The sequence below is a fragment of the Rossellomorea sp. KS-H15a genome (assembly GCF_024195245.1).
Lineage (GTDB): Bacteria > Bacillota > Bacilli > Bacillales > Bacillaceae_B > Rossellomorea > Rossellomorea vietnamensis.
On sequence record NZ_CP096886.1, the window covers coordinates 743,085 to 765,877 of the forward strand.

22 protein-coding genes and 2 riboswitches are annotated in these 22,793 nt (G+C 44.2%); of the genes, 13 read left to right on the forward strand and 9 right to left on the reverse strand.

The annotated features are described in order from the left end of the window. Positions 1-19: 19 nt before the first annotated feature. Entirely contained in the window at positions 20-1,540 is a 1,521-nt protein-coding gene (locus tag M1J35_RS03755; RefSeq protein ID WP_254652769.1) for a M1 family metallopeptidase, read from the reverse strand. Between the two features lie 357 nt (positions 1,541-1,897). On the opposite strand from M1J35_RS03755, the gene M1J35_RS03760 reads away from it, so the two are divergent. Continuing rightward, entirely contained in the window at positions 1,898-4,081 is a 2,184-nt protein-coding gene (locus M1J35_RS03760; protein ID WP_254652770.1) for an FUSC family protein, read from the forward strand. Between the two features lie 153 nt (positions 4,082-4,234). Beyond that, the gene (locus M1J35_RS03765) at positions 4,235-4,930 is read left to right on the forward strand and encodes a YqcI/YcgG family protein (RefSeq protein WP_254653680.1); all 696 of its coding nucleotides are present in this window, start codon (positions 4,235-4,237) and stop codon (positions 4,928-4,930) included. A gap of 36 nt (positions 4,931-4,966) precedes the next feature. Here M1J35_RS03765 and M1J35_RS03770 read toward each other — a convergent pair whose 3' ends face one another. After that, entirely contained in the window at positions 4,967-5,830 is an 864-nt protein-coding gene (locus M1J35_RS03770) for a DUF4097 domain-containing protein (RefSeq protein ID WP_254652771.1), read from the reverse strand. 227 nt (positions 5,831-6,057) lie between these two features. On the opposite strand from M1J35_RS03770, the gene M1J35_RS03775 reads away from it, so the two are divergent. From M1J35_RS03775 to M1J35_RS03800, 6 genes are all read left to right on the forward strand, one after another. Then, positions 6,058-6,642: a DNA-3-methyladenine glycosylase gene (locus M1J35_RS03775; protein WP_229596909.1), complete on the forward strand. Its 585-nt coding sequence runs from the start codon at positions 6,058-6,060 to the stop codon at positions 6,640-6,642. A 104-nt stretch (positions 6,643-6,746) separates the two neighbouring features. Next, positions 6,747-6,827, forward strand: a riboswitch (cyclic di-GMP riboswitch). A gap of 72 nt (positions 6,828-6,899) precedes the next feature. Next, positions 6,900-7,610, forward strand: coding sequence for an EAL domain-containing protein (locus M1J35_RS03780; protein WP_061811259.1), 711 nt, complete (start codon positions 6,900-6,902; stop codon positions 7,608-7,610). A 130-nt stretch (positions 7,611-7,740) separates the two neighbouring features. After that, positions 7,741-9,720, forward strand: a complete 1,980-nt coding sequence (locus M1J35_RS03785; protein WP_254652772.1) for an ABC transporter permease subunit — start codon at positions 7,741-7,743, stop codon at positions 9,718-9,720. A gap of 14 nt (positions 9,721-9,734) precedes the next feature. Further along, entirely contained in the window at positions 9,735-10,196 is a 462-nt protein-coding gene (locus M1J35_RS03790; protein ID WP_254652773.1) for a helix-hairpin-helix domain-containing protein, read from the forward strand. Positions 10,197-10,358: 162 nt separating this feature from the next. Then, the gene (locus M1J35_RS03795) at positions 10,359-11,117 is read left to right on the forward strand and encodes a divergent polysaccharide deacetylase family protein (RefSeq protein WP_254652774.1); all 759 of its coding nucleotides are present in this window, start codon (positions 10,359-10,361) and stop codon (positions 11,115-11,117) included. A 111-nt stretch (positions 11,118-11,228) separates the two neighbouring features. Then, complete coding sequence (locus M1J35_RS03800) at positions 11,229-11,984, forward strand: (S)-benzoin forming benzil reductase (RefSeq protein ID WP_254652775.1); 756 nt, start codon at positions 11,229-11,231, stop codon at positions 11,982-11,984. Positions 11,985-12,091: 107 nt separating this feature from the next. Here M1J35_RS03800 and M1J35_RS03805 read toward each other — a convergent pair whose 3' ends face one another. Then, positions 12,092-13,411, reverse strand: a complete 1,320-nt coding sequence (locus M1J35_RS03805; protein ID WP_254652776.1) for a Na+/H+ antiporter NhaC family protein — start codon at positions 13,409-13,411, stop codon at positions 12,092-12,094. An 81-nt stretch (positions 13,412-13,492) separates the two neighbouring features. Continuing rightward, positions 13,493-13,597, reverse strand: a riboswitch (SAM riboswitch). A gap of 273 nt (positions 13,598-13,870) precedes the next feature. On the opposite strand from M1J35_RS03805, the gene M1J35_RS03810 reads away from it, so the two are divergent. After that, positions 13,871-15,031, forward strand: coding sequence for an MFS transporter (locus M1J35_RS03810; RefSeq protein ID WP_254652777.1), 1,161 nt, complete (start codon positions 13,871-13,873; stop codon positions 15,029-15,031). Between the two features lie 419 nt (positions 15,032-15,450). Then, entirely contained in the window at positions 15,451-15,723 is a 273-nt protein-coding gene (locus M1J35_RS03815) for a DUF2187 family protein (RefSeq protein ID WP_051758445.1), read from the forward strand. A gap of 86 nt (positions 15,724-15,809) precedes the next feature. Here M1J35_RS03815 and M1J35_RS03820 read toward each other — a convergent pair whose 3' ends face one another. From M1J35_RS03820 to safA, 6 genes are all read right to left on the reverse strand, one after another. Then, positions 15,810-16,067 (reverse strand): YpbS family protein, encoded by a 258-nt coding sequence (locus tag M1J35_RS03820; protein ID WP_254652778.1) that lies wholly within the window; start codon positions 16,065-16,067, stop codon positions 15,810-15,812. A gap of 82 nt (positions 16,068-16,149) precedes the next feature. Then, positions 16,150-17,598, reverse strand: coding sequence for a cardiolipin synthase (gene cls, locus M1J35_RS03825; RefSeq protein ID WP_254653681.1), 1,449 nt, complete (start codon positions 17,596-17,598; stop codon positions 16,150-16,152). Between the two features lie 115 nt (positions 17,599-17,713). Continuing rightward, a complete protein-coding gene (locus tag M1J35_RS03830) occupies positions 17,714-19,147 on the reverse strand; it encodes an alanine/glycine:cation symporter family protein (RefSeq protein ID WP_224521629.1) in 1,434 nt (477 codons plus the stop codon). Between the two features lie 330 nt (positions 19,148-19,477). Then, entirely contained in the window at positions 19,478-19,645 is a 168-nt protein-coding gene (locus M1J35_RS03835; RefSeq protein ID WP_254652779.1) for a hypothetical protein, read from the reverse strand. Between the two features lie 211 nt (positions 19,646-19,856). Beyond that, positions 19,857-20,270: a CBS domain-containing protein gene (locus M1J35_RS03840; RefSeq protein WP_034763135.1), complete on the reverse strand. Its 414-nt coding sequence runs from the start codon at positions 20,268-20,270 to the stop codon at positions 19,857-19,859. 86 nt (positions 20,271-20,356) lie between these two features. After that, positions 20,357-21,004 (reverse strand): SafA/ExsA family spore coat assembly protein, encoded by a 648-nt coding sequence (gene safA, locus M1J35_RS03845; RefSeq protein ID WP_254652780.1) that lies wholly within the window; start codon positions 21,002-21,004, stop codon positions 20,357-20,359. Positions 21,005-21,199: 195 nt separating this feature from the next. Here safA and M1J35_RS03850 point away from each other — a divergent pair, with 195 nt between their 5' ends. The 3 genes from M1J35_RS03850 to M1J35_RS03860 all read left to right on the forward strand — a co-directional run bounded on the left by M1J35_RS03850 (position 21,200) and on the right by M1J35_RS03860 (position 22,762). Next, positions 21,200-21,319, forward strand: coding sequence for an Lmo0850 family protein (locus M1J35_RS03850; protein ID WP_249922575.1), 120 nt, complete (start codon positions 21,200-21,202; stop codon positions 21,317-21,319). A gap of 85 nt (positions 21,320-21,404) precedes the next feature. Then, positions 21,405-21,689 carry a hypothetical protein gene (locus M1J35_RS03855; RefSeq protein WP_224521628.1) on the forward strand — a complete coding sequence of 95 codons (285 nt, stop codon included), beginning with the start codon at positions 21,405-21,407 and terminating at the stop codon, positions 21,687-21,689. A 173-nt stretch (positions 21,690-21,862) separates the two neighbouring features. Further along, a complete protein-coding gene (locus M1J35_RS03860; RefSeq protein ID WP_159361022.1) occupies positions 21,863-22,762 on the forward strand; it encodes a diacylglycerol/lipid kinase family protein in 900 nt (299 codons plus the stop codon). Positions 22,763-22,793 lie beyond the last annotated feature (31 nt).

Sequence of the window (22,793 nt, forward strand, 5' to 3'; positions counted from 1 at the left end):
AGGATGACCGGGTTTCTTTTTATTCCTGATCTGAAAGTAACACCCGATGATCCCTGAAGAACGGCATTAAATCTCTTCCCGTAGATTTTTCCATGGAAGCGATAAAATCCCGTGTAGTGGAAATACCGAATTTCTGCTGCTTGAAATAGGTCTGCATGGCGGAATAAAAAACTTCGTCACCCAGCAATTCTCTTAAGTCATTGATGGTGCTGGATCCGTAATTGTAGATCATATAATAATAGGCACCGATGCCCCCTTCATCTGCTCTTGCAGTGAAATCGGAAATTTGGCTTGAGAGGTGATAGTACGTTTCTTCGGTAGGTTCAACTTGAAGTGAATCGAGTTCCCCATCATATAAAGCGGCTGCAAAACTGGCAAACGATTCGTCGAGCCATGGCTCATCGTATTCGTTATTGCCGATGATGCCGTAGAACCATTGGTGACCGATTTCATGAGCGTTGACGGACTTGGCCCAATCAAGTGGACGGTCGCCTGCAAGACTGATCATGACAAGCTGTGGATACTCCATCCCGCCGAACCAGCCTTCCATCGTCACGATATCCAGTTCTGGCCAAGGGTATTGGCCGAATTTCTCACTGAAGAGCCTGATGCTGTCTTCTCCGGATTCGAGGAGGGCGGCAGCGTACTTGGAGTGCTCGTCTGAATAATAGACATTCACTTTAATATTATTGACTTCAGTAGAGATCACCCGGTAATTTGGATTCATTTCCAAGGCAAAATCACGGACATCCTTGGCTTTGTAGCGGTGGGTGGCTTTATCGCCTGTAATCTTTGCTTTGCCTACTTCTTCTCCGGTAGCCGCAATCACCTGATTTTTGTCGGTTGTAACGGTTACGTCATATTTTCCTGATAAAGAGTAGAAGGATTCGCCATAGGGATAGTAAGGATCCACGTTCCATCCTTCGTCATCATACACGGCCAGGATGGGGAACCAGTTCCCCATGGAAACTGTCTCGCCGTACCATCCGAATCGATCCTGTTGTTCAGGTAAGCTCACCTCGAAATCCATGCTGACGGTCGCTTTCTTATTTTTGCTCAAAGAAAGATCCTTGATATGTAGTGCTGTCTCATTTATTTCAAAAGCCGCGTTTTTCCCGTTTACTTTTACATCGGAAACATTCATTCCGCCGCCGTTCTCTTTAAAAACCTCGGCATTTCCCCAAAGGTTGAAATACAATTCGCTTAAGTTGTTTTTTATATTATTTTTAAACGTCACTTCCAAGGTTCCTGCTACTTTATGAGTGGAAGAGTTATAGTCTACATCGATGGTATAAGAAGGGTTAGCAGGACCAAGAGCTTGCTGATTCTTCTTATTGCCTTTGCCTTTCATGCTGCTTTTCATGGAGAATGGGGAATTGAGTGTTGACAGGTCAGGTGTTCCGGATGGGACATAAGCTCCTTTTGGTTCTTGTTTCATAGAATCCGTTCCGATTGCGGAAGCCGGCAAAGCGAATCCGATCGAACATACAAGTGCAATGGCTCCCATTGATATTCGTTTCGTTAAACGACTTATCTTCATGATTAACCCTCCTATAAGTTGAAAAATCCCATTACTCACTTAATGTGATTTTTCGGTTACTTAATGGATTCTGTAAAGCGGAGTATCTTCCCTTGATACTATTTTCTCAATTTTTGGAAATCTACAATTGGCATAGAAAGGGTGGCCTATGTGTATTGGCCTAGGAGAGTTGGTGAGAGCACTTTCCTTTACCCACCCGTCCAAAACCCTTATAATCATACAAATAGATTCCGTTCTCTTCGTGCACCAGCGAATGTGAGTAACCTGCTGCTTCTTGCAGTACAGGTTACTTTTTTATTGGAAAGGGTACGATAAAAGAGAATGAAAAACGGTGTGTAGATAAGGGTTTGATGAGAGATGAAACATTTACATAGACAGCATATATGGCTGGGGAGGATCCTTGCTTCCGATCCCGGCAGAAAAAGATTTCAGCAGGCGGGTAAAGCTACGATCAGCTTGATATCGGCTGTATTTACGATGCTTTTCTTATTGAAGCATTTCGACCATCCGTCCATCACCCCGGCCATTGTGTCAGGTATGGTGGGGATGCTCGGTATTTTTGTGGTCATGGATGATACGACGGGGAAAAAGAAGGTAACGACCTTGCTGGTTGGTGTTTCAGTTGCCACCGGGATTACACTGGGTTCGGCCTTTGCCCACTACAGTCTTGTGGTGAACGCTTTATTGGTAGGCGTCATTTTTAGCGCTTTTTACTTCTCACGATTTGCCATCCGCTATTTTTCCATGGGAATGGCAGGGTTTATGTCGATCTATATATCGTCGATTTTACAGTTGGATGTGGCCCATCTTGAATGGTTTTACCTCGGAATCGTCATTGGGCTCGTGTTCGCGTTTCTTTATAACTTCATCATTTTTAAGGATTCTGTCCATATGTTAAGAAGGAGTATGCGTTCGTTTCATATTCAATCCAACTTGACGTTTACCATCTTAATGAAGATGATAGAGGATCCGAATACGAGCGGTAAGCGGAGAAAGCAATTGGACCAGAATGTACGAAGGCTGAATGAGTATGCGAGAAGCGTAGCAGGTGACATTAATGAGAATGATTTAAAGAAGCTGTGGCCGGGTATCGAAGCGTCACAACTTCGTTTATATGTCTTTGACACTGAAATGCTCATTCAGACTCTCACGGATTCATTGAAAAAGCTGAAGGACCTGGAAGCTTTGGAGGTCATGGAACTCAGGCGCCTGCTCGTATGGGTCATCCGTTCTCTCCGTGACGCCGAGGTACTGGCCCAGGATTATGATCCTCGTTCTCTTGAAGAGGCGGAAAAAGCCATCCAGGCCCTTCGTCTGATATTGTCGGAGGTTCTGAATCAAGAAGAGAAACCTGAAGGCTGGGTATATCTCCTGAGACGGATCGAGTCCATTGCGAACCATGTCCTGGAAGCGGCCATTACGATTCAGGAATCACTGAAAGTGTCTGAGTACAAGGAATCGACTGTAGAGAGCGATACTGAACCGGAGGAAGAAGACAAGGAAGATGAGTCTGAAGAGGACAAGAGTTTAAAACCGTCTACTCGTAAAGCGATACAAGCCTTGGTAGCGGGAACGCTTGCGATCATCGTCGGGGTTCTGATCGCACCTGCACAGCCGTACTGGGTCTTGCTTACGACCTTTATTGTTCAAATTGGTACTGAAACGGTAGGCAGAACGTATATGAAGGCTTTCCAACGATCGATTGGAACGGTGATCGGCGCCATCATCGGATTCGGAGCGGCAACCCTCGTATCCGGAAATTCACAGCTGGAGGTTGTTCTCCTGTTTGCGGTCCTGTTCCTCGCCTTTTATCTTTTCCCGGTTTCCTATACATTGATGAGCCTATTCATTACAATGCTCATCGCCTTTATGTATGACCTTCTCCTTGGTGGAATCAGCATTCAGCTGATGGGGGCACGTGTCATCGATACGATTGCAGGTGCTATTATTGCCCTGATTGTCTCAGCGTTTGTATTTCCAAAAAGAACAAAGGACAAAGTCGCCGATAGCTTTGATGATTTCTTTGGGGATCTGGAGGGGTATGTATCTTCCTATATTAACACCTTTACAGTCCCGGAAGATAAAGCGTTGACAGATCAGGCGTTTGATCTGGATCAGAAGCTTCAGGCGATCAAGGATGAGGCACAATCCCTCCTGCAAAGACCCGGATCTTTGACAAGGTCGGGAGTCGGGCGCTGGATCACTGTGGTGACGGCCATTAATTATTACGCAAAGCATCTGCTTGCTTCCTCCCATCGAAAGGTGCCGGCAACGGTTTCCGAGGAGCTCAGCAGTGCGTTTTCAGAAACGGAAGAAAAAATCTCTCAAAACATCGAGACGCTTCGGCAATTGTTAAAAGAACAGGGAAGTGCTCCCGTCATGTGGGATTTAAGCCCGGAGCGGGAAAGAATTGAAACTCAGGCTCCAAGCTGGCGTAAGTCCCAGGTGGACCTTATTCACCATTTCTACTATGTGTGGAGGATCAATCAATCGATCGTGGCACTTGGAGTGGAATTAGGGGCAGAAGTAAAGAAAGGGTAAAGCGGATTTCGCTTTCCCTTTTTTTATTTGGCCATGAGGTGTTTTTTGTCAGTAATTGTTTTATCCTGTCACAATTCGGGAAGAGCATACCATCGACATAAATGTGAGGTGGAAGAATTGACAACGAACAGTTTACTACTGACAAAAGAAGATATGACAAACCCTGAGATTGTCCCTCAATGGGTTATAGAAGAATATAAGAATTTTCATGAGGTTGTAACTGACCGCACTTTCCCTTGTTACTTCGGGATGACCGGAGAGAAAAAGGGGGAGCTTCGGTATTCCTATATCAGTCATGACAATTGGGAGCATCTTCCCCAAACGATTCAGGAGTTCATCGACTTGTTTGATGTACCCGAAGGAGAACGCTTGATCCGTCACGGTTTCTTTTTATTTGTGGAGCCTGAAAGGGAGAAGAGGTCCGTCCCTCATTACAGAGATTATTTCTGGAGGATCCTGCAGTTTCTCCATGGTGAGGATAAGGAGGATTGGCCGGAAGATTATCCAGAGGACCCTGATCACCATTTGTGGGCTTTTTCCTTTGCAGGGGAACCTTTCTTCGTGTTTGGGAATGCCCCTGCCTACAAGCAGCGAAAGACGAGGGATCTTGGGAATAGCTTAGTACTGGGATTTCAGCCAAGAAGGATTTTTGAAGGCTTGGAGGGTACCTCCAAGGGGGGAATCATGTCCAGGGAAAAAGTAAGAGAGCGGGTCGAAAAATGGGACGGCTTACCGAAGCATCCTAATATCAGTCATTATGGGGATCCCGAACACCGTGAGTGGAAGCAGTATTTTATTGGGGACGATGTGGAACCGATTGAAGGGAGATGTCCATTCCATCATAAATAATGTAAAAGAGTGCCGGGGTGTTCCCGGCACTCTTCTTTAGTAGATATCTACATTTCCACTGGACACTGAAACATCAATGGTATTTTTCCCGGAGCCTGAGACCCCTGAAATATCCCCGTCTTCTACCTTTTGATTTTTTAGAGGAAGATTGCAGGAAATATCCCCGCTGCTCGCCTGCCCCTTCAGTTTAAAGCTTGCTTTCTCCGGTAGATCAAGCTCCACTCCCCCTGAGCTGACATCGAATGTCATGTCTCCCTTTAAGGAGTCCATGGTGACCGTTAATTCCCCTGAGGATAAGTCGCCTTCAAGGGGACCTTCAAAGTTTGATAATTCTACATCCCCCGAACTGATATCCACTCTTCCATCCTTTGTAGTGAGACCGCTTGCGACCAGGTCCCCTGAAGAGCCATCATGTTCGAACACATTTGTCTCGATGTTTTTAAGCTGCATATTCCCAGATCCCATGTCAATGGACAGTTCATCGAGCTTCCATTTCTTTGAATCAGATTCTCCAGCCATCACAAAATTGCCGGCGCCAATATCGATTTCCATGCTGTTACTATATTCTTTCGGAACATAGACCGTAACGTTTGATTTGCGGTTGAATCCAATCCATTGATACCATTTATGCTTGACCGCTACGTCAATCGTTTCTCCGTTCACCGCCAATGTCATTGTCCCTTTTCCCTCTATATCGACCTGTACTTCATTCTTGTCAGTTGGTATGACTTCTGTGTCGCTGTTTTCCAAGTCCAGGTCGATATGTTTGATATTATTCGTGACTTCAATCCGTTCTCCTGACTGACTTTCTTTTGCAAACAGTGATGTATTGTCATTTAGGATGACATAGAGCGTCCCCAATGCAAGCAGTGCAATCATGACGGCAAATGCGTTTTTCATTTCAATCCCTCGCTTTGGTTTGATTTTCCAATTGATACATTTATTTTAATGCAGTGGAGAGACTACGACAATGAGCCATAGGATTATTTTTGAATGGGACCAGAGGCGTAGGGTTGCCGGAATTGAAATATCGAGGCGTGGAATCTACTACAATCGTGGATGCTTGATTTAAATAGGCAAAGGTAGGGTACAAATAGATTAGACAATGCAGATAAGGAAGTGAAATCATGGAAGGAACACCTATGCCCCCAACCTTTTACGAGCAGCCGACGCTGGAGCTTGCCAAAGCTCTGTTGGGGTGCGTGTTAGTGAAAGAAACCGAAGAAGGGATCGCTTCAGGTTATATTGTAGAAACAGAAGCCTATATGGGGCCGATCGACAGGGCCGCCCACAGTTACGGAAACAGGCGCACAAAGCGGACGGAAGTGATGTTCCATGAAGCTGGCCGCATTTATACATACGTCATGCATACTCACTGCCTCGTAAACGTAGTGAGCGGAGAAAGGGAGAAGCCTGAAGCGATCCTCATCAGAGCCGTAGAGCCTCTTCATGGACAGGAGCTTATGGAAGCGAGGCGCCCCGGTCATGTGAAGAAGAATTGGACCAATGGGCCGGGAAAGTTGACGAAGGCTCTGGGCATTACCATGGAGGATTATGGGGGGAGTTATTTACAACCGCCGCTCATGATTACAGAAGGGTATCAACCTGAAAACATTTCCGCCGGGAAACGAATTGGGATTGATAACACAGGGGAAGCCAGGGATTATCCATGGAGATTCTGGGTTAGTGGCAATCCATTTGTTTCAAGATAGTCTTTCTTTATGAATTTTCAAATAATTTATGGAAAATACACCCCATAAGTACTAGTTATGTGGTATATTTTTCTTATAAGACAAATATCTTTATAAGCTGACCATTCGACTGGGGGCTTTGAACCTAAATGATAGATGGGCGCTTACATTTAGGGGAGCCAGTAGCGCAACCGACCACATGCGAACGCGGATAATGCGTTTTTGTGTGGTTTTTTTGTGGGTAAGACCAAAAACTAAAGAGAGAGTATAGGGGTCCTATGAACATCTTTACTATTTTCCAAGACGACTTTATCTACCATGATTTTCAGCCATTATATGATATGGGTGAACATCGAACCCTCTATGCTTATGAGGGTCTTTTGCGAAATAAGTATAATGAAAATCCCGAAAGTGTATTTCAATCGGCCATGAAGGCCAATATCTTGTACAAACTGGATACGTTGTCCATTTCAAAGGCACTTGAAAGTTTTTCGGAAAACGGGATCGGGGACTGTAAACTGTTTCTCAATATTTATATCACCACGATTTTGCACCCGAGCTTTCACACCTATTTTTCCGATCTTATGGACCGCCATTCTGACATGAAGGGCCGTCTTGTGCTTGAAATTAATGAGTCCAGTGCGGAAGAGCTTTGGCAGAATCCGTTGTTGAAAGAGTCTTTGAAGGAACTGAAGCAATATGGTGTCTGGTATGCGATTGATGATTTCGGGCAGGGGACGTCTTCCATCAAGAAATCCATTGAATATGAACCGGAAATCATCAAGCTTGACCGCTATTTCGCCATGAATTTGGCACAGGATGAAAAGAAACAGCGGTTCCTCTCTTTTTTCAGCCAATTCTACGGAAGTGATACGTTGATTGTGTTAGAGGGGATCGAAACAAAACAGGATATGCAGGTGGCAAGGGAAATCGGGATAACGATTGGACAGGGCTTTTATTTAGGAAAGCCGAGCCGGTTATTGGCTTAGAAGGTGAGAGTGACTCTGACATAGCGGGGTCACTCTTTTTGTTACCGAATTGTCAGATTTGAAATAAAATTGAAAAATTTTAACATTTCTATTAAACTGAGGAAAAAGAGAATAAAAGGGGATTCAATATATGAAATATCTCAAGTTTCCAATCAGGTTCATCTTTTATTATATTCTCGGTCTAATTGGGATCCTGGCCGTGAGTATTGCCCCGGAAGTGTTCAAGGAAAGAGGGCTGTATAATGTTGTTGGCTACTTGGAGGAGTTCATCAAGTTCATCTTTGTTTTCATGGATGGGGCCAATTGGAGTTATTCATATAAAGGGATTACCGTCAATTTCCTCGATATGCTTTGGGGACCATACCTGTATTCACTGCAGATTATTGGGGGAGCATTGGGCATAGGGCTTGGTATTGCCTTTATTCTTACCGTTTTCACCGTCTTTTTACCCCGACCGATCACATCGGTTCTTAAGAAAGCATTGAATCTCTTGGAGACGGTGCCTGATTTAATGTTTGCGTTCATGCTCCAGTTGATGATTGTCTATGTATTTAAATATTTCGGTGTGGAACTGATGAATTTTACCGAGTTCGGGGAGGAGAAGATCTTTCTTGCCCCGATGATTACGCTGTCGATCATCCCGATGATCTCTTTTTTCCGGATCCTCATTTTCATTATGGAAGAAGAGTTATTGAAGCCTCACATTGAATTTGCCCAGAGTAAGGGGATGTCGAAAGGGCGGATCCTCTTTTCACATGTTTTGAAAAATATCTCACCAAGTCTTTTCTATCATGGAAAGCTGATCATTTGGGGGATGCTATCGAGTTTATTCATCATTGAAACCATTTTTAACATGAGAGGAATCACCTATTATATCATACAGGATTTCAGGCCGATGGTCATTGCGATCTCATTGATTATGATCTACACCCCTTTTTTCATCGTGTACCAAGGTGTTTACCTGTGGATCAATCATGAGAGCAGTGAGGATCACGCGAAATATAAACGGGATAAAACGAAATGGACTGAATGGAAGATATGGGGCTTTCTATCGACCATACGCAGGCTGTGGTGGCAGCATATGCATAATGGCAAATTCGCCACCGGGTTCACGGTGATATTTGGTTTGATCGCGGTCAGCTTCCTTTATTCAACATTGAAAGAAGAGCCCATCAAACAAATTCAATTTATGAAAAATGATGAGGGACGGATCATCAGTGCCCCTCCTCATAAACCATTTGGGGACATGATTCTGGGATCGGATTTCTTCGGTTACAGTATTCTCGATCAGCTTATTGTGGGGGCGAAGTATACCCTGTTGTTTGCTTTAATTGTTGCTTCCCTGCGGGTGGTCGGGGGATTCTATCTTGGTATCGCCTATCATTTCCACTTGAAAGAAAGCAGGAAGAACTGGCTTGACCGCATGGTGGATTCGATTCACTTTCTTCCTTTAAGTCTTATCGCTTATCTCTTATTAAGACCGGTCCTTTGGGGGTTGCCTGTGTTGGGGTGGGATCACTCGATCTTTGAAAGATTGGTGTTCGAAGCCGTTGTCTTAACGATCCTTGTGCTGCCGTTGACCACTGTGTTAATCGGGAATGAACTGAAATTAATAGGGAAGCAGGATTTTGTCCTGTCTGCGAAGCTCCTTGGTGGAAGCAACAAGCACCTGCTTTGGACGCATCTCTTCCCTCACCTGGCTCCAAGGCTGTTTATTATATGGGGACAGCAATTCATCCAGACGCTTCTTATCCTTGTGCATCTCGGATTATTTCATCTATTCCTGGGAGGGACGATCATAACAGGCGGACTGGTTCCGGATCCCCCAAAGTCAGGAACATTTGAATGGTCGGGACTGATCAGTTCCACGAAGAATTCCCTTATGACAGGCAAGTACTGGATTGTCATTGCACCACTCGTTGCCTTCATGATCGCGATCATCGCCATGCAGCTGATTGTTCAGGGCGTGAAGGAAATCCAGCAGACGAAAGTCGGGGTGCTGGTGAACGATAAACCAATCAAGACGAAACGCAAAACTGTTAAAAAGAAAACGAACCGTCCGGCGGTGGAAGACTTCCAACTTGTCCGCCAGCAAACCTTTAAAGGATAAGGAGGAGACGAAAGGTGAGCAGAAAAAGCCCTAAACTTCCATTGACTGATCAGGAGAGGTCAGCCCTCCGTAAAGCAAAGATACGACTTGGGGATCTGAATGAATGTTCTCCTGAACTTCTCCGTGAGAAACTGAACATCACGATGGAAAGATCCCGTTACTTAGTCGGCATGTCTATATTTCAACAGATCCCTTCTATTGGACCCAATATGGCCCACAATGTTGTAGAGGATCTTGGATTTTATACCTTTGAAGAAATCAAGGGAGAGAAGGGGGAAGATCTTATCATCGACTTAGAGAAGAAGTACGGTGTTTGGATGGACCCATGCGTGGAAGACTCACTCAGATGTGTCGTCCACCACGCCAATCACCCTGAAAGCAGCAAGAACTGGTGGGACTTCACAACACAAAGAAAAACATATCGCCAAACCCACGGCTACCCTAAAGACCGTCCCACCAAAGCCTGGGATCAATAGGTCCGTTCCTCCTGAATTCCAAGCCAGGAAGCGTATTTACGCTTCCCGGCTTTCTTTTTTGCTGATTTTTGAGGGGACCTCCATTCGTATATCCTCCTTAAAATGGACATCCTAAAGAAAAAGGAGTGATGCCATATGAGAACCCTTGTTATCTGTTTACTTATGACTTTTTCCATACAGATGTCCGTTTCAGCAAGAAACATCCTTCCTCTTCCGGCACATCAGAATGAACTTGCGATTGTGATCGATGATTTAGGAAACGACATGAAAGGGACGGAGGAAATTCTGAGCCTTCCCGTCACGTTGACGATTGCGGTCATGCCTTTTCTCCCAACGACCAAGGCAGATGCGGAAAAAGCCCATAAAAATGGACATGAGGTCATCGTCCACCTACCCATGGAACCGATGTCAGGGAAAGCGAGCTGGCTCGGACCGGGGGCCATCACGACCTCCCTATCCGATGAAGAAATCAGGAAGAGAGTGGAGCAAGCCCTGGAAGAGGTTCCTTATGCAGTAGGAGTCAATCATCATATGGGCTCGAAGGCCACCGCTGATGAGCGGGTCATGAGGATTGTCCTCGGCATATGCAAGGAAAGGGGGTTATTTTATCTGGATAGTAAAACAACAGGAAAGAGTGTCATTCCGAAGCTTGCAAAGGAAATGGGCGTCCCATACCTAGAAAACGAATTATTCTTTGATGATATCTACACCATTCAACACATCGGGAAGCAGGCGAGACTCCTTTCAAAGGCATTGGATCGTGATGATGCAACCATCGCGATCGGGCATGTGGGGGTTACAGGCATGAAGGTTGCCACCATGTTAAAAGAATTTCTTCCCCTTTATGAGAAAAAAGCGTCGATCGTACCACTATCCGACCTCATACCGGAATATCATTTGATTGATGAGAGCATGCCTTGATGGTGTGCTTTTTCACAAATATTAGTAAAAATTCGGTTAACTTGATGCTTAATTTTTTGAGGAAAGGAAACTCTCCTTTATAATCAGTATGTAAGAAGGAGATGATTCGAAATGGATTATGCAATCGTGACAGGAGCAACAAGGGGATTAGGGGAGTCCGTCGCCAGGCTCTTTATTGAAAAAGGCATCGGTATTCTCAATATATCCCGTTCGGATAATGACAGCTTACAAAAGCTTGCACGGGAAAAAGAAGTGTCGTATGAATTCTTTCCCTGTGATCTATCTCAATCGGGACAAACAGAAGCGGTGTTCCGCGAAGTAGGGGCAAAGGTATTTGGATCTGGAGCCAAGAAGATATATGTCGTTCAAAATGCAGGCGTGGTGACACCGATCAATACGTCGGGTGAAGTGGAAAATGAAGCAATGGAAACGAGTGTCCACGTCAATCTACTTTCACCTATGATCGCCACCAATGAATTGCTCAAGGCAGCAAAAGGCTCTGAATCGAAGATGATCATGGTCAACATCAGTTCAGGAGCGGGAAGTCGTCCCGTTTATGGCTGGAGTACGTATTGTGCGACTAAGGCGGGAGTCAATATGCTGACTGAAACGGTCAGCCTTGAGCTCTCCAACACACATAGCCGTCATCAGGTCATCGCTTTCAGTCCGGGAGTGATGGATACGGATATGCAGGGGGAAATCCGCTCGTCCTCCAAAGAAGCGTTTGCCGAGGTTGAGTCGTTCCAGCGCTACAAAGAAGAGGGGATGCTGCGCAGCACGGACACGGTAGCGGATGCACTGGTGGCTCTCATAACCAAAACCGATATTGAAAGTGGTAAACTGTATCATGTGAATGATTTGTTATAAGAAGGGAGCAGACTCCGGAAATCGGGGTCTGCTTTTTTAAGGGTGCTTGAATAACCCAGACACAAAAAAGAGACAAACCCATACGGATTTGTCTCTTTTCCAACGTATTAAGAAGAACGGACCGGATCTCCACCAGCAGCGGTTCTCCGTGTGAACTTCGGAAGGGCGAATTGAATCGCAATCAGTCCGCAAACGGCAATCAGGACAGGGTAGAAGGCATAAGGGATGATGCTGATAGGTGATATGCCGGCTACTTCCGCCACTAACAGTGCCTGTGCACCGTATGGGATCAACCCTTGAACGGCACAAGAGAAAATATCGAGGATACTGGCTGACTTACGGGAATCTACGCCATACTGATCGCTAAGCGTTTTGGCCAGTGGTCCTGCGATGATAATGGAAATTGTGTTATTGGCTGTGCAAAGATTCGTCGAACTGACCAAGCCTGCTGTTGCAAGTTGTGCTCCCTGAGGAGATTTAATCTTACGTGTGGCATGGTAAAGGATCGCTTGAATCCCTCCATTATGACGAATCAGTTCGACGACTCCGCCGATCAGGATGGAAAGGATCACAATCTCTGCCATGCCCGTCATCCCGTCGGCTACACTACCAAAGTAACTCGATGGGGTAAAGCTTCCATCCGTAAATCCGATAACCCCTGCCAACACAATCCCGCCGATTAAAACGACAAATACGTTCAATCCTGCAAGGGCCCCAATGATGACTCCGAGGTAAGGGATGATTTTAACCCAGTCGAAGCTTCCTGCGTCAACGGAGGATGGAGTTCCCATCGTAAGGACAAAAAGGATGACCATCGTGATGATAGCTGCGGGTAAGACAATGAAGAAGTTCACTTTGAACTTGTCCTTCATTTCGGTTTTCTGTGTGCGTACGGCTGCAATCGTTGTATCCGAGATGAACGATAAATTATCCCCGAACATCGCTCCCCCAATGACGGTGGCCATAGCAAGGGGCATAGAAATGTCGGTTCCTGAGCTGATGCCCACTCCAATCGGGGCAAGTGCTGCAATCGTCCCCATTGATGTCCCCATTGATAGGGAAATGAAAGCGGCGATGATGAATAATCCAACAATGATCAGATTACCAGGAAGCACGGATAGGGCAAAATTGACGGTTGAATCAACGGCGCCCATCTTTTCTGCTACACCGGAAAACGCACCGGCTAATAAGAAGATAAAGACCATAATCATAATGTCCGGGTGCCCGGCACCTTTTGCGAACCGTTCAACCTTAGAGGTTAACGACTCTTTCCGATTCATCGCAAGGGCTACAATGGAGGCAATGATGATGGATACCAGTACAGGGAATGCATAAAAATCTCCTGAAAGGATCCCCGCTCCAAGGAACAGTGAAACAAATATGATCAAGGGCAATAAAGCCAGTAAATTACCTTTTTCTTGGTTCATGTCAAACACTCCTTTATCGTGTGAAATCAAATAAAAAACCTCTTCCAGTATAAGAAGAGGTTTCATTCAAACGAAACACTCCTCTTATCTTTCAAGCATTACGCTTGCTGGATGTGGCACAGCACTCATCATGAGTCCGCTGCCGAGACATCACAGGGCCAGTCCCTCCGTCTCTCTGGATAAGAAGATATGTTATTCAGTTCATTTAAAATATACTTCCATACTTTAAAGGGTTTAATCGAAAAAGTCAAACGGTAATTTATTGGAAATATACATGCAGGGCATGACTGCCACAGCTGGATCAAACGAAAGCGGAGGGAGGTCGCCGTAGCAAGGCATGCATCATAAAACGGGGGAGTTTATCCATAAAAAGGCATAATTTCATAGACAATTGAACGGTCAAGGTCTACTATAAGATAGACAAAAAACATCTTGGGGGATACGGTAGTGGAAAGAAATGTGCGAAATCAAATTTTTACGTTACAAGGGTTTTATCTATTGACCTTCTTCGGGGTTGGAAGTTTATATCCTTTACTCAGTGTATATTTAAGTGAAAGTGTGGGGTTAAATGGATATCAAATCGGAACCATCATGTCTGTCGGCCCGATCATGATGATTTTCTTCCAGCCGATATGGGGGATGGTCAGTGACACAACCAATAAGCCCACCGTCGTGTTAGGATTAACCTCCTTAGTTGCAGGGATCTTTGCTCTTGGTTATTTATTCATGGATGTTTACTATGGACTATTGGTGGTCGCGATTTTAGTTGCGATCTTCCAAAGTGCCATCATTCCCGTGTCTGACAGCATCAGCTTGAAGTATACAAGTAAAGTCGGTTATAACTACGGAAATATTCGTCTGTTCGGCTCATTAGGATTCGGGATTGCCGTGTTCGTCATGGGGAGGCTTTCGGAAGGATTCATCGGACCGACAATCATTTTCTACTCCTTCTTTATCTGTCTGGTCCTATCCGGCTTCCTATCCTTCCGTTTTCCTAAAGAGAGAGCGGCAGCTAAGCTTGATCTAAAAGCCGGGATGAAGGAATTATTCACGATGAAGAAGTTTCTGATCTTCCTGGCCGTCACGTTCCTGGTGTTCGGCCCAAATTTAGCCAATAACGTGTATTTCGGATTATTCGTAGAAGATTCAGGTGGTACGTACGCCGGAATCGGTCTCGCATTTCTGATTGCCGTCCTATCAGAAGTACCGTTTATGAGAATCGCGGGAGGGTGGATTGATAAGTTCGGTCTCTTGACCGTAGCGGCGCTGGCAGGTGCTGCATCCATGATCCGCTGGTTATTTTACTTCACAGAACCAAGTCTATGGCTGGTCTATTCCTCAGCGGTGATGCAGGGGCTTGCCATCGGATTATTCATTCCTGCGGGGCTACGCTACATCAAAGAAATCACGCCGGCACATATTACAGCTACTGCCGTCACCGTCTATTCCGCCATCGGAAATGGTCTCGGGAATTGGTTCAGTACCTTCGTGGGAGGTTTTATCTATGAAACCTATTCCATCTACACGGTATACCTCTTCTTCGCAGTCCTGTCACTCCTAGGCATCTTTCTCTGCTTCGTCCTAATGAAAGAAGAAAAGAAGAAGGCATTAGCTTACTAAAAAACAGGCATCCGCTACCCACGGATGCCTGTTTTTTATATAAAATTAATAAAAGGAAGGATTTTCCTTATGGAATGTAAAAGTATATATAGAGAAATGATTTTACCTTGAAAGTGTTTATCTTGAAGGGCACTGCTAAACAAGTCTTTAAACTTCACTTTGACGCTGATTGTAGCGGAAGGTGCTCAACTCACGCCCCGCGGAAAGCGAGCACCTGGAGCGAAAATCAGCCAGGCATCGCTTTGGCTGTAAAAGATTTTGAAAAAAGACATCAAAAGGTTTTGACTTTATGTAATTGTGGTACAAAAAGGATAAGTCATTCATTGAAATTTATATAAATACAAGTTAAAATAATATTATTAGAAAATTCTTTCAATTAAAAAGAGAACGATCATTTTAACTAAAAAGGGGACTTTAAAATGGAAAATACATTCGTTTATTCAAAAGAGAATGCAAACCTTGGGGATACGATTCAGTTTAAAAGAAAGAAACATGTCATCAATGGTGTCGTCACGACCTTGAGAGAAAATACCGTCATTGTCAAAATGGATAGGGAAATTGCGAAGAAACTGGATTTACCAGATGATCAAACGGTCGTAGCACATAAAAACTATGTGGTGACAGAGCGAGCAGAAAACGATACACAGCCTGTATTTGTTTATGATGGGTGGAATAGCGCATTAAAAGCCTAAATTTCAGCCTTCAAATAAAGTAACCCTGAAACGATCTCACCATCAGAATGGTTGCAGACGAATCAGGGTTATTTATGTTGTCCAGCTTATTTTAGTCTCGCGACATATTCCTCAACCATTCCCGTTGTCACAAGTTTTCTTTGCGGAACGACCCCGCGTCTTGCCAGGGTATTGATTTCATTTGTTACTTGATTTATGTGATCTGTTGTAAAAGGTTTTCCGTCATAACAAAGCTGAACAGCTTCGTCAATCGCTTTTTCTCTCTGCTCATCCAGTTTCATAAATTGCTGAACAAGCTGATTTTGCATGTTGGAATGCTTGGAAATTTCTTTGTGCACACTCATGATCTCATCCCTCTCTTTTTCTTTCACAATAAGTCTATTATGCCTTTTTCTATCCGCAGATGGCAATGTCCAATCATCCCATCTATAAGATCGGGGACAACAGCCTTGATATGGATTCCTTGACTTTGATCGTCAAAGGTCTTTGATGATAGTCTTCCAACGTTAATTCCCTGCTCTTTTCAATGTCCTTTCTAAACACTACTCCAAGACCCTCAGAGAGTGCCTGATCATATAAAAAGGCATTGACCTCAAAGTTTAAACGAAAGCTTCGTACATCGATATTGGCTGTACCGACAGAGGAAATGACCTCATCGACGACAATCGTTTTGGCATGTATAAATCCATTATCATAAATATAAATCTTCGCTCCGGCTTTCAGGAGCTCCCCGATATACGAATACGTCGCCCAATAGACAAATAGATGGTCGGGTTTATTCGGGATCATAATCCGGACATCCACCCCCGTAAGAGAAGCAATCCTCAAAGAATCGAGGAGACTGACGTCTGGAATAAAGTATGGGGTCTGGATGTAGATGGATTCCTTGGCTGATGAAATCATTTTGATATAGCCATTTTTTATCTGCTCCCATTCCGAGTCGGGACCGCATGTGACAATCTGAACCCCTGCATCCCCCGTGAAAGATGGCGGGGGAAAGTATCGCAGGTCATAGGCAATCTTCTTTGATCGGCTTGCCTGATTCCAATCGAGGATGAATCTTGTCTGCATGGCGAGTGCAGAGCTGCCGGCAATTCTGAGGTGGGTATCCCGCCAATAACCGAACTTGGGGTTCAAGCCCAGGTATTCATCTCCGATATTAAAGCCGCCTACATAGCCAACTTTTCCATCAATGATCACAAGCTTTCTATGATTTCGATAGTTTAAGCGAAGGTTGATAAAGGGGATCTTCGAAGGGAAAAACACTTCCACCTCACCACCGGCAGAGAGGAGGTCTCTAAAGAACCCCCGCCTCGTTCGCCTGGACCCCATTTCATCGTATAGGACCCTGACCTTTACGCCTTTCTTAGCTTTTTCCGTGAGCTTCTTCAAGATGCGCATACCTAGCTGATCTTTCTTGAAAATATAATATTGTATATGAATATGATCATCTGCTGCCTCGATGTCTTCTAACAGCGCTTCAAACTTGTCTTCTCCGTGTGTATAAAAGGTGACCTCATTATCCTGGGTCAGTAGGGCCTCATTATTGATCAGATGCATATAAATAAGATCCTGATAACGAAAGGCGATTTCATTTTTAAAAGGAAAACGATGTTCCTTCAAGGATCGAATCTGATTGTGAATCAAGCCTTCAATTCCGATCTTCTTCATATCCTCCCAGTCAAATAACCTTTTCCTGCTCAAGTTCTGCCCGAACACCAAATAGAGGATGAACCCCAGAAATGGAATGAAGAACAACACCATCAGCCAGGCCCAGGTCGCTCCCGCATCTTTCCGCTCCAAGAATATGATGACAGCGGCAAGGATCAGGTTAAGAAAAAATAATGCCCCTAGAAGAGCAGATAGGATACTCATCATGTTATGGCTCCTTTGACTAACTTTCTATCAATAGTATACCTGAGAATGGAATAGAAAAAAATGACAAGAAAAAAGAGCAGGGACCTGGTCCTGCTCTTTCGTATAAGGTTGATTATTCATTTACGGCTTTTTTAGGCATATCACTTTGACGCTTTGGCCAGCATTCGACATTCTTTAAACCAGGAATATCATCTGCATAGAAGACAGGATCCAATCCTTGACGACGTTGCGTCATATAGTTGTCCAAAGCCTTAAAGGCGATCGGTGCAAGGACACCGATGGCGGCCAAGTTCGTAAGGGCCATCAAGGCCATTGAAAAGTCAGCGAGGCTCCAAACGATATCAAGACTTGCGACAGACCCGAAGACCACCATTCCCAGTGCAATGAAGCGGTAGATCAGAAGGCCGGTCTTGCTTTTATTAATGAATGGAAGATTGGCTTCACCATAATAATAACTCCCAATGATGGAACTGAAGGCAAAGGTAAAGATGGCAATCGCCAGAAAGATTCCGGCCCATGAGTTAAAGTGTTCAGACATGGCTGCTTGAGAAAGTTCAATTCCAGTCAAACCGGAACCGTATGCGTCTGATGTTAAAATGATAAAGGCCGTCGCGGAACATACAAGAATCGTATCAAAGAATACCCCCAGTGCCTGGATGAACCCCTGCTTGACGGGGTGGGAAACCGATGCCGTAGCCGCTGCATTCGGTGCACTACCCATTCCGGCTTCATTGGAGAATAGCCCACGCTTTACACCGTTCATGATCGCAGCTCCGATACCCCCACCGACGACTTGTTCAAAGCCGAAGGCACTCTTGAAAATCATGGCGATGACGCCGGGCATTTCAGTGATATTCGTAATGACTACAAATAGAGCTAGAATAATATAAAAGCCTGCCATGATCGGTACAATGAAAGATGAAAAGTTGGCTATGCGTTTCACACCGCCAAAGATGATGAGTGCAGTCAATCCGGCCAGTACAATTCCAATGACAAACGTATTGATGCCAAATGAATTACTGAAGGCCGTTGCAATGGTATTACTTTGGACAGCATTAAAGGTTGTCCCGAAGGAAAGGATGATGGTAACCGCAAAGATCGAACTCATCCAGGGCTTGCCCAGTTGTTTCTTCATATAGTAGCCGGGGCCGCCTTTGAATCCTACCTTATCCTTTTCTTTATAAATCTGTGCCAATGTGCTTTCGACAAAGGCGCTGGCTCCTCCCAGAATGGCAACGAGCCACATCCAGAAGACCGCTCCAGGTCCCCCAATTGCTAAGGCAATGGCTACTCCTGCTAAATTACCTGTACCAATTCGAGTACCTGCTCCAATAAAGAATGCCTGTAAGGAAGAAATCTGCTTTTCCCCTTCTGCTTCAACGACATCTTTATCCCCTAATAATCGAAGCATTTCACCTATATGGCGAATTTGAACAAATTTAGATCCGATTGTGAAGTATAATCCTAAAATGAGCAGTACACCGATTAAAATATACCCCCATAATATGGAATTTGCTTCCGTAACTAAATTGTTTAAAATATCCATGATAACCCCCTCGAAAATTTGTGTCGGTTACATGTATTATTATCTGAAAATTTAAAATGAAAGTCAAGTTATTATCTGAATATTAAAATATTACCAGATATTATTTAGTGAATCGAACTATTTTATCATAGTAATAAAGGTTTTCGTGCTACGTTAATGACGAAAGTAATAGCGTGTATAATTATTGTGAAATAACTTATTTGTGTTTATTTGAATAATGTTTTTTTATGTAGTGAGTGCAGCTCGGAACACAAAAAAAGCCATAGAAATCCATGGCGACGGTTAAGCGTTCAAGCTATTAAAATAGGATAAATAATGGCAGAGATCTGATTAATAAAAATTCCAAAATCCTAAAACAAATAACAAAATCCCCGTGATCATTGAAATACCAAATAACATAAATAAGAAATCAAGAATGCTGTCGGTGAAGACTCTTTTGCGGTTCTCACGTTTAAAATGACGAACTTCCTTACGGTACGATCGTGCAGCACGACTCATACAAAACCTCCTCCTCCATAAACACCTTTTGCATTAATCACAAATTCGTCACAAACAAAGAAAATCCTTCCTTAACATGAAAAAAATGACGATATACCCATCTCTTCGTCACAATAAGTCGATTAAGATCTCTTTACATGCTGAATAAGGGGCTGCAGAAGCCCCTTATTCAGTAAAAGGAAGCTATGAAGTTTTTGCTCTTAAGCCTTTATTAGCGAAGGTGATTCTGGGAGATTCCGCTTAAGGCACTTCCGGCACTTTGATCGGATTTCTGCTGTACTGCCAAATCTCCTAAAGCCAGCATCCCGACCAGCTGACCATTTTCCACAACAGGCAAACGGCGCACCTGATGCTGGGACATCAAAGCCGATGCTTCTTCTACGGATGCATCAGGAGAAATGGTCACAACTTGCTGTGACATAACCTGAGAGACATTTCCCTGTGCACCCTGAGACAGTCCACGAGTGGCAATATCACGGTCCGTAATCATCCCGACAACCTGCCCGTTTTCAACGACAGGAACGGAACCAACATTTCTGGAACTCATCTTGGAAGCGACGCTCTCAAGTGAATCCTGGTTAGAAGCTGCTTCCACATTTGTCGACATAATATCACGTACTTGCATGAAATATTCCCCCTTGATCATAATGGCAGTACACCCTTATTATTCATCCTATATCCCACTCTTATTCTGAACATGTTTTTCCAAACTTAGTTGAGCTTTTGGAGGGACGGACCTTCTTTCGCAATAAATAGCTGTGTCCAGTACGACCCGTAAGTCCCACCATCGGCATATCCTACTCCAACTTGTGTATAGGACTTGTTGAGAATGTTCTTACGGTGAACCGGACTGTCCATCCAGTCCCGGACAACTTTTTCAGGACTCATTTGACCGGCAGCGATATTTTCACTAGCTTCGCTATATACGATGTGGAAACGTGTCAGCATCTCATCGGGAGTTCCGTAGGTCGGGCTTCTATGGGAGAAGTACCCGGCATCCCTCATATCACGGGACTTATACAAGGCGACCCGAGAGAGATTTCCGTCAGAGTGAAGAGGAGGGAGGCCGTTTTTCTCCCGTTCCTTATTTGTTAATTCAATGACTTGGTTTTCGAATGAACTTTGGGATGTGATGCCAGGGATCTTAATGTTTTGACCCGGATAAATGATGTTTGGATCTTTCAACTGGGGGTTCGCACGGATCATTTCAGATAATCCAATTTGGAACTCCCTGGAAATGGTCCAAAGTGTATCTCCTTTTTTTACAATATACGTGCTTACGGCATTTATTTTATGTAGACCAATTAGACTAAAAAAAAGGGACGTTGTGATTAGAATACATGTCAATTTAGTTTTCATGAGTATAAATTGTGTAATTCGAAACAAATTATTCTTCTGAAATGTGTAAAAGTAGGATTATCGTTTCATTTTTAGGGAAAAGGAAAACCATATTACAATAAGTGAAACCTTTTACGGAGTAAAACGTACAAATAGGTAACGATATTTTAAAAAGAGGTGAATAACGTGGTAAAGGAGAACGATCGCTTTAAAAAAGTGATAACGAAATTGTCGAACGTCGGTGTGAATATTTCAAAAACGAAATCAAGACGGGAAATTCTTCATTCACTAAAGCAGTATCAACCATTACCTAAGACGTTAACACAAGATTCATAATCCATGCTTATCCGAAATATAGGACAGACATAATTCCCGATTCTTCCCGATATACTATAGCTAAAGGTAAAGGGGAGGGTTAGGCATGGAAAGAATGATGTTTGATCCACAAGCATTAAAGGAAATCAGAAAGAAGGCAGATGAGATTTCATACTACTGTATGAGCCGGGACCAGCTTGCAGATCCACATCGTATAAGCATGGCATTGGATCAGGTCTGTCGTGCACTGGCTATGTTTGCAGAAATGGAGCTTCATCGCATGCAGCATCAGCATATTCCCTATGACCCCCAAAGCTATATCAAAGGGCGTCTCGGAATTGCCTATCGATCTGTACTCCAAGTCCCTCAGGAAGACTCGAATACGGCATAGTAAAAGAGGTTGACCCAAGATTCATTGGCTTCAAAAGCCGGTAAGTACCCATGATAGGTTGAAATATTTTCTAATCATATGGCCTGGTCCGATAAGGATGATCATCACTCATCGTTTTGGGTCAGCCTCTTTTTATGTACCATACTAAATCTATAGGTTAGGTGACGATATTCATGGCGAGATTTTCGGAAGTATTGCTTATATGCAATGGCAAGGCAGGTCAAGGGACACTCGAAATCCTGTTGAAGGATGCCGTTCCCCCTTTATTGGATATCTGCAACGAACTCATCATTCATAAAACAAAAGAAAAGGGAGATGCCGAAAGGGTCTGCAGGGAATCAGGGAGTCGTTTTGAGCTGGTGGTGATCATGGGCGGGGACGGTACGATCCATGAAGCCATCAATGGGCTGTCAGTTCTCAGTGATCGTCCGCTTGTCGCCATTCTTCCTGGTGGCACATGTAACGATTTTGCCCGCTCCCTGCGCATTCCGATGAATATTGGACAAGCTGTCCGTCTTATAACCGAACAGCCTTATGAACAGGAAATCGACATTGTGAAAGCAGGGGAGAGGTATTTCAGTAACTTCTGGGGCACGGGACTGGTTGCCCAGACGAGCGATAATATTGATGTAGGATCAAAGAGCGTCCTCGGGAAACTGAGTTATTATATCAGTGCTTTCCAATCGATTCAGGATTCACCTATCTTGAATGTGAAGGTCACGACGGAAAATGAGGTAGTGGAAGAAGAGGTCGTCATGCTGTTGGTCGCAAACGGACGTTCGATCGGATCCAATCCACTGCCTACGTGTATCAATATGGACGATGGATTGATGGACATATATGTAGTGAAGAAAAGTGGATTTCCATTGCTGAAGGAATTTCTCGTCATTAAAAGTACAGGTAATATCAGCGAAGAATATGACGATATTATGCACATACAAGCAAAAGAAGCCCATATTGAACTCGGGCAGGATGAGAAGCTTGATATGGATGGGGAACTCTATGAAGGTAGCAGGCAGTCCCTGCGCGTATTACATAAGCATCTACGCTTTGTCGTGGGAACTTCCGAATAAAAAAGGAGCATGGGATCATCCCATGCTCCTT

Coding starts and splice junctions, on each gene's coding strand:
- M1J35_RS03755 (WP_254652769.1), bottom strand. CDS start 1,540: ATGAAGATAAGTCGTTTAACGAAACGAATATCAATGGGAGCCATTGCA.
- M1J35_RS03760 (WP_254652770.1), top strand. CDS start 1,898: ATGAAACATTTACATAGACAGCATATATGGCTGGGGAGGATCCTTGCT.
- M1J35_RS03765 (WP_254653680.1), top strand. CDS start 4,235: ATGACAAACCCTGAGATTGTCCCTCAATGGGTTATAGAAGAATATAAG.
- M1J35_RS03770 (WP_254652771.1), bottom strand. CDS start 5,830: ATGAAAAACGCATTTGCCGTCATGATTGCACTGCTTGCATTGGGGACG.
- M1J35_RS03775 (WP_229596909.1), top strand. CDS start 6,058: ATGGAAGGAACACCTATGCCCCCAACCTTTTACGAGCAGCCGACGCTG.
- M1J35_RS03780 (WP_061811259.1), top strand. CDS start 6,900: ATGAACATCTTTACTATTTTCCAAGACGACTTTATCTACCATGATTTT.
- M1J35_RS03785 (WP_254652772.1), top strand. CDS start 7,741: ATGAAATATCTCAAGTTTCCAATCAGGTTCATCTTTTATTATATTCTC.
- M1J35_RS03795 (WP_254652774.1), top strand. CDS start 10,359: ATGACTTTTTCCATACAGATGTCCGTTTCAGCAAGAAACATCCTTCCT.
- M1J35_RS03800 (WP_254652775.1), top strand. CDS start 11,229: ATGGATTATGCAATCGTGACAGGAGCAACAAGGGGATTAGGGGAGTCC.
- M1J35_RS03805 (WP_254652776.1), bottom strand. CDS start 13,411: ATGAACCAAGAAAAAGGTAATTTACTGGCTTTATTGCCCTTGATCATA.
- M1J35_RS03815 (WP_051758445.1), top strand. CDS start 15,451: ATGGAAAATACATTCGTTTATTCAAAAGAGAATGCAAACCTTGGGGAT.
- M1J35_RS03820 (WP_254652778.1), bottom strand. CDS start 16,067: ATGAGTGTGCACAAAGAAATTTCCAAGCATTCCAACATGCAAAATCAG.
- cls (WP_254653681.1), bottom strand. CDS start 17,598: ATGAGTATCCTATCTGCTCTTCTAGGGGCATTATTTTTTCTTAACCTG.
- M1J35_RS03830 (WP_224521629.1), bottom strand. CDS start 19,147: ATGGATATTTTAAACAATTTAGTTACGGAAGCAAATTCCATATTATGG.
- M1J35_RS03835 (WP_254652779.1), bottom strand. CDS start 19,645: ATGAGTCGTGCTGCACGATCGTACCGTAAGGAAGTTCGTCATTTTAAA.
- M1J35_RS03840 (WP_034763135.1), bottom strand. CDS start 20,270: ATGCAAGTACGTGATATTATGTCGACAAATGTGGAAGCAGCTTCTAAC.
- safA (WP_254652780.1), bottom strand. CDS start 21,004: ATGAAAACTAAATTGACATGTATTCTAATCACAACGTCCCTTTTTTTT.
- M1J35_RS03855 (WP_224521628.1), top strand. CDS start 21,405: ATGGAAAGAATGATGTTTGATCCACAAGCATTAAAGGAAATCAGAAAG.
- M1J35_RS03860 (WP_159361022.1), top strand. CDS start 21,863: ATGGCGAGATTTTCGGAAGTATTGCTTATATGCAATGGCAAGGCAGGT.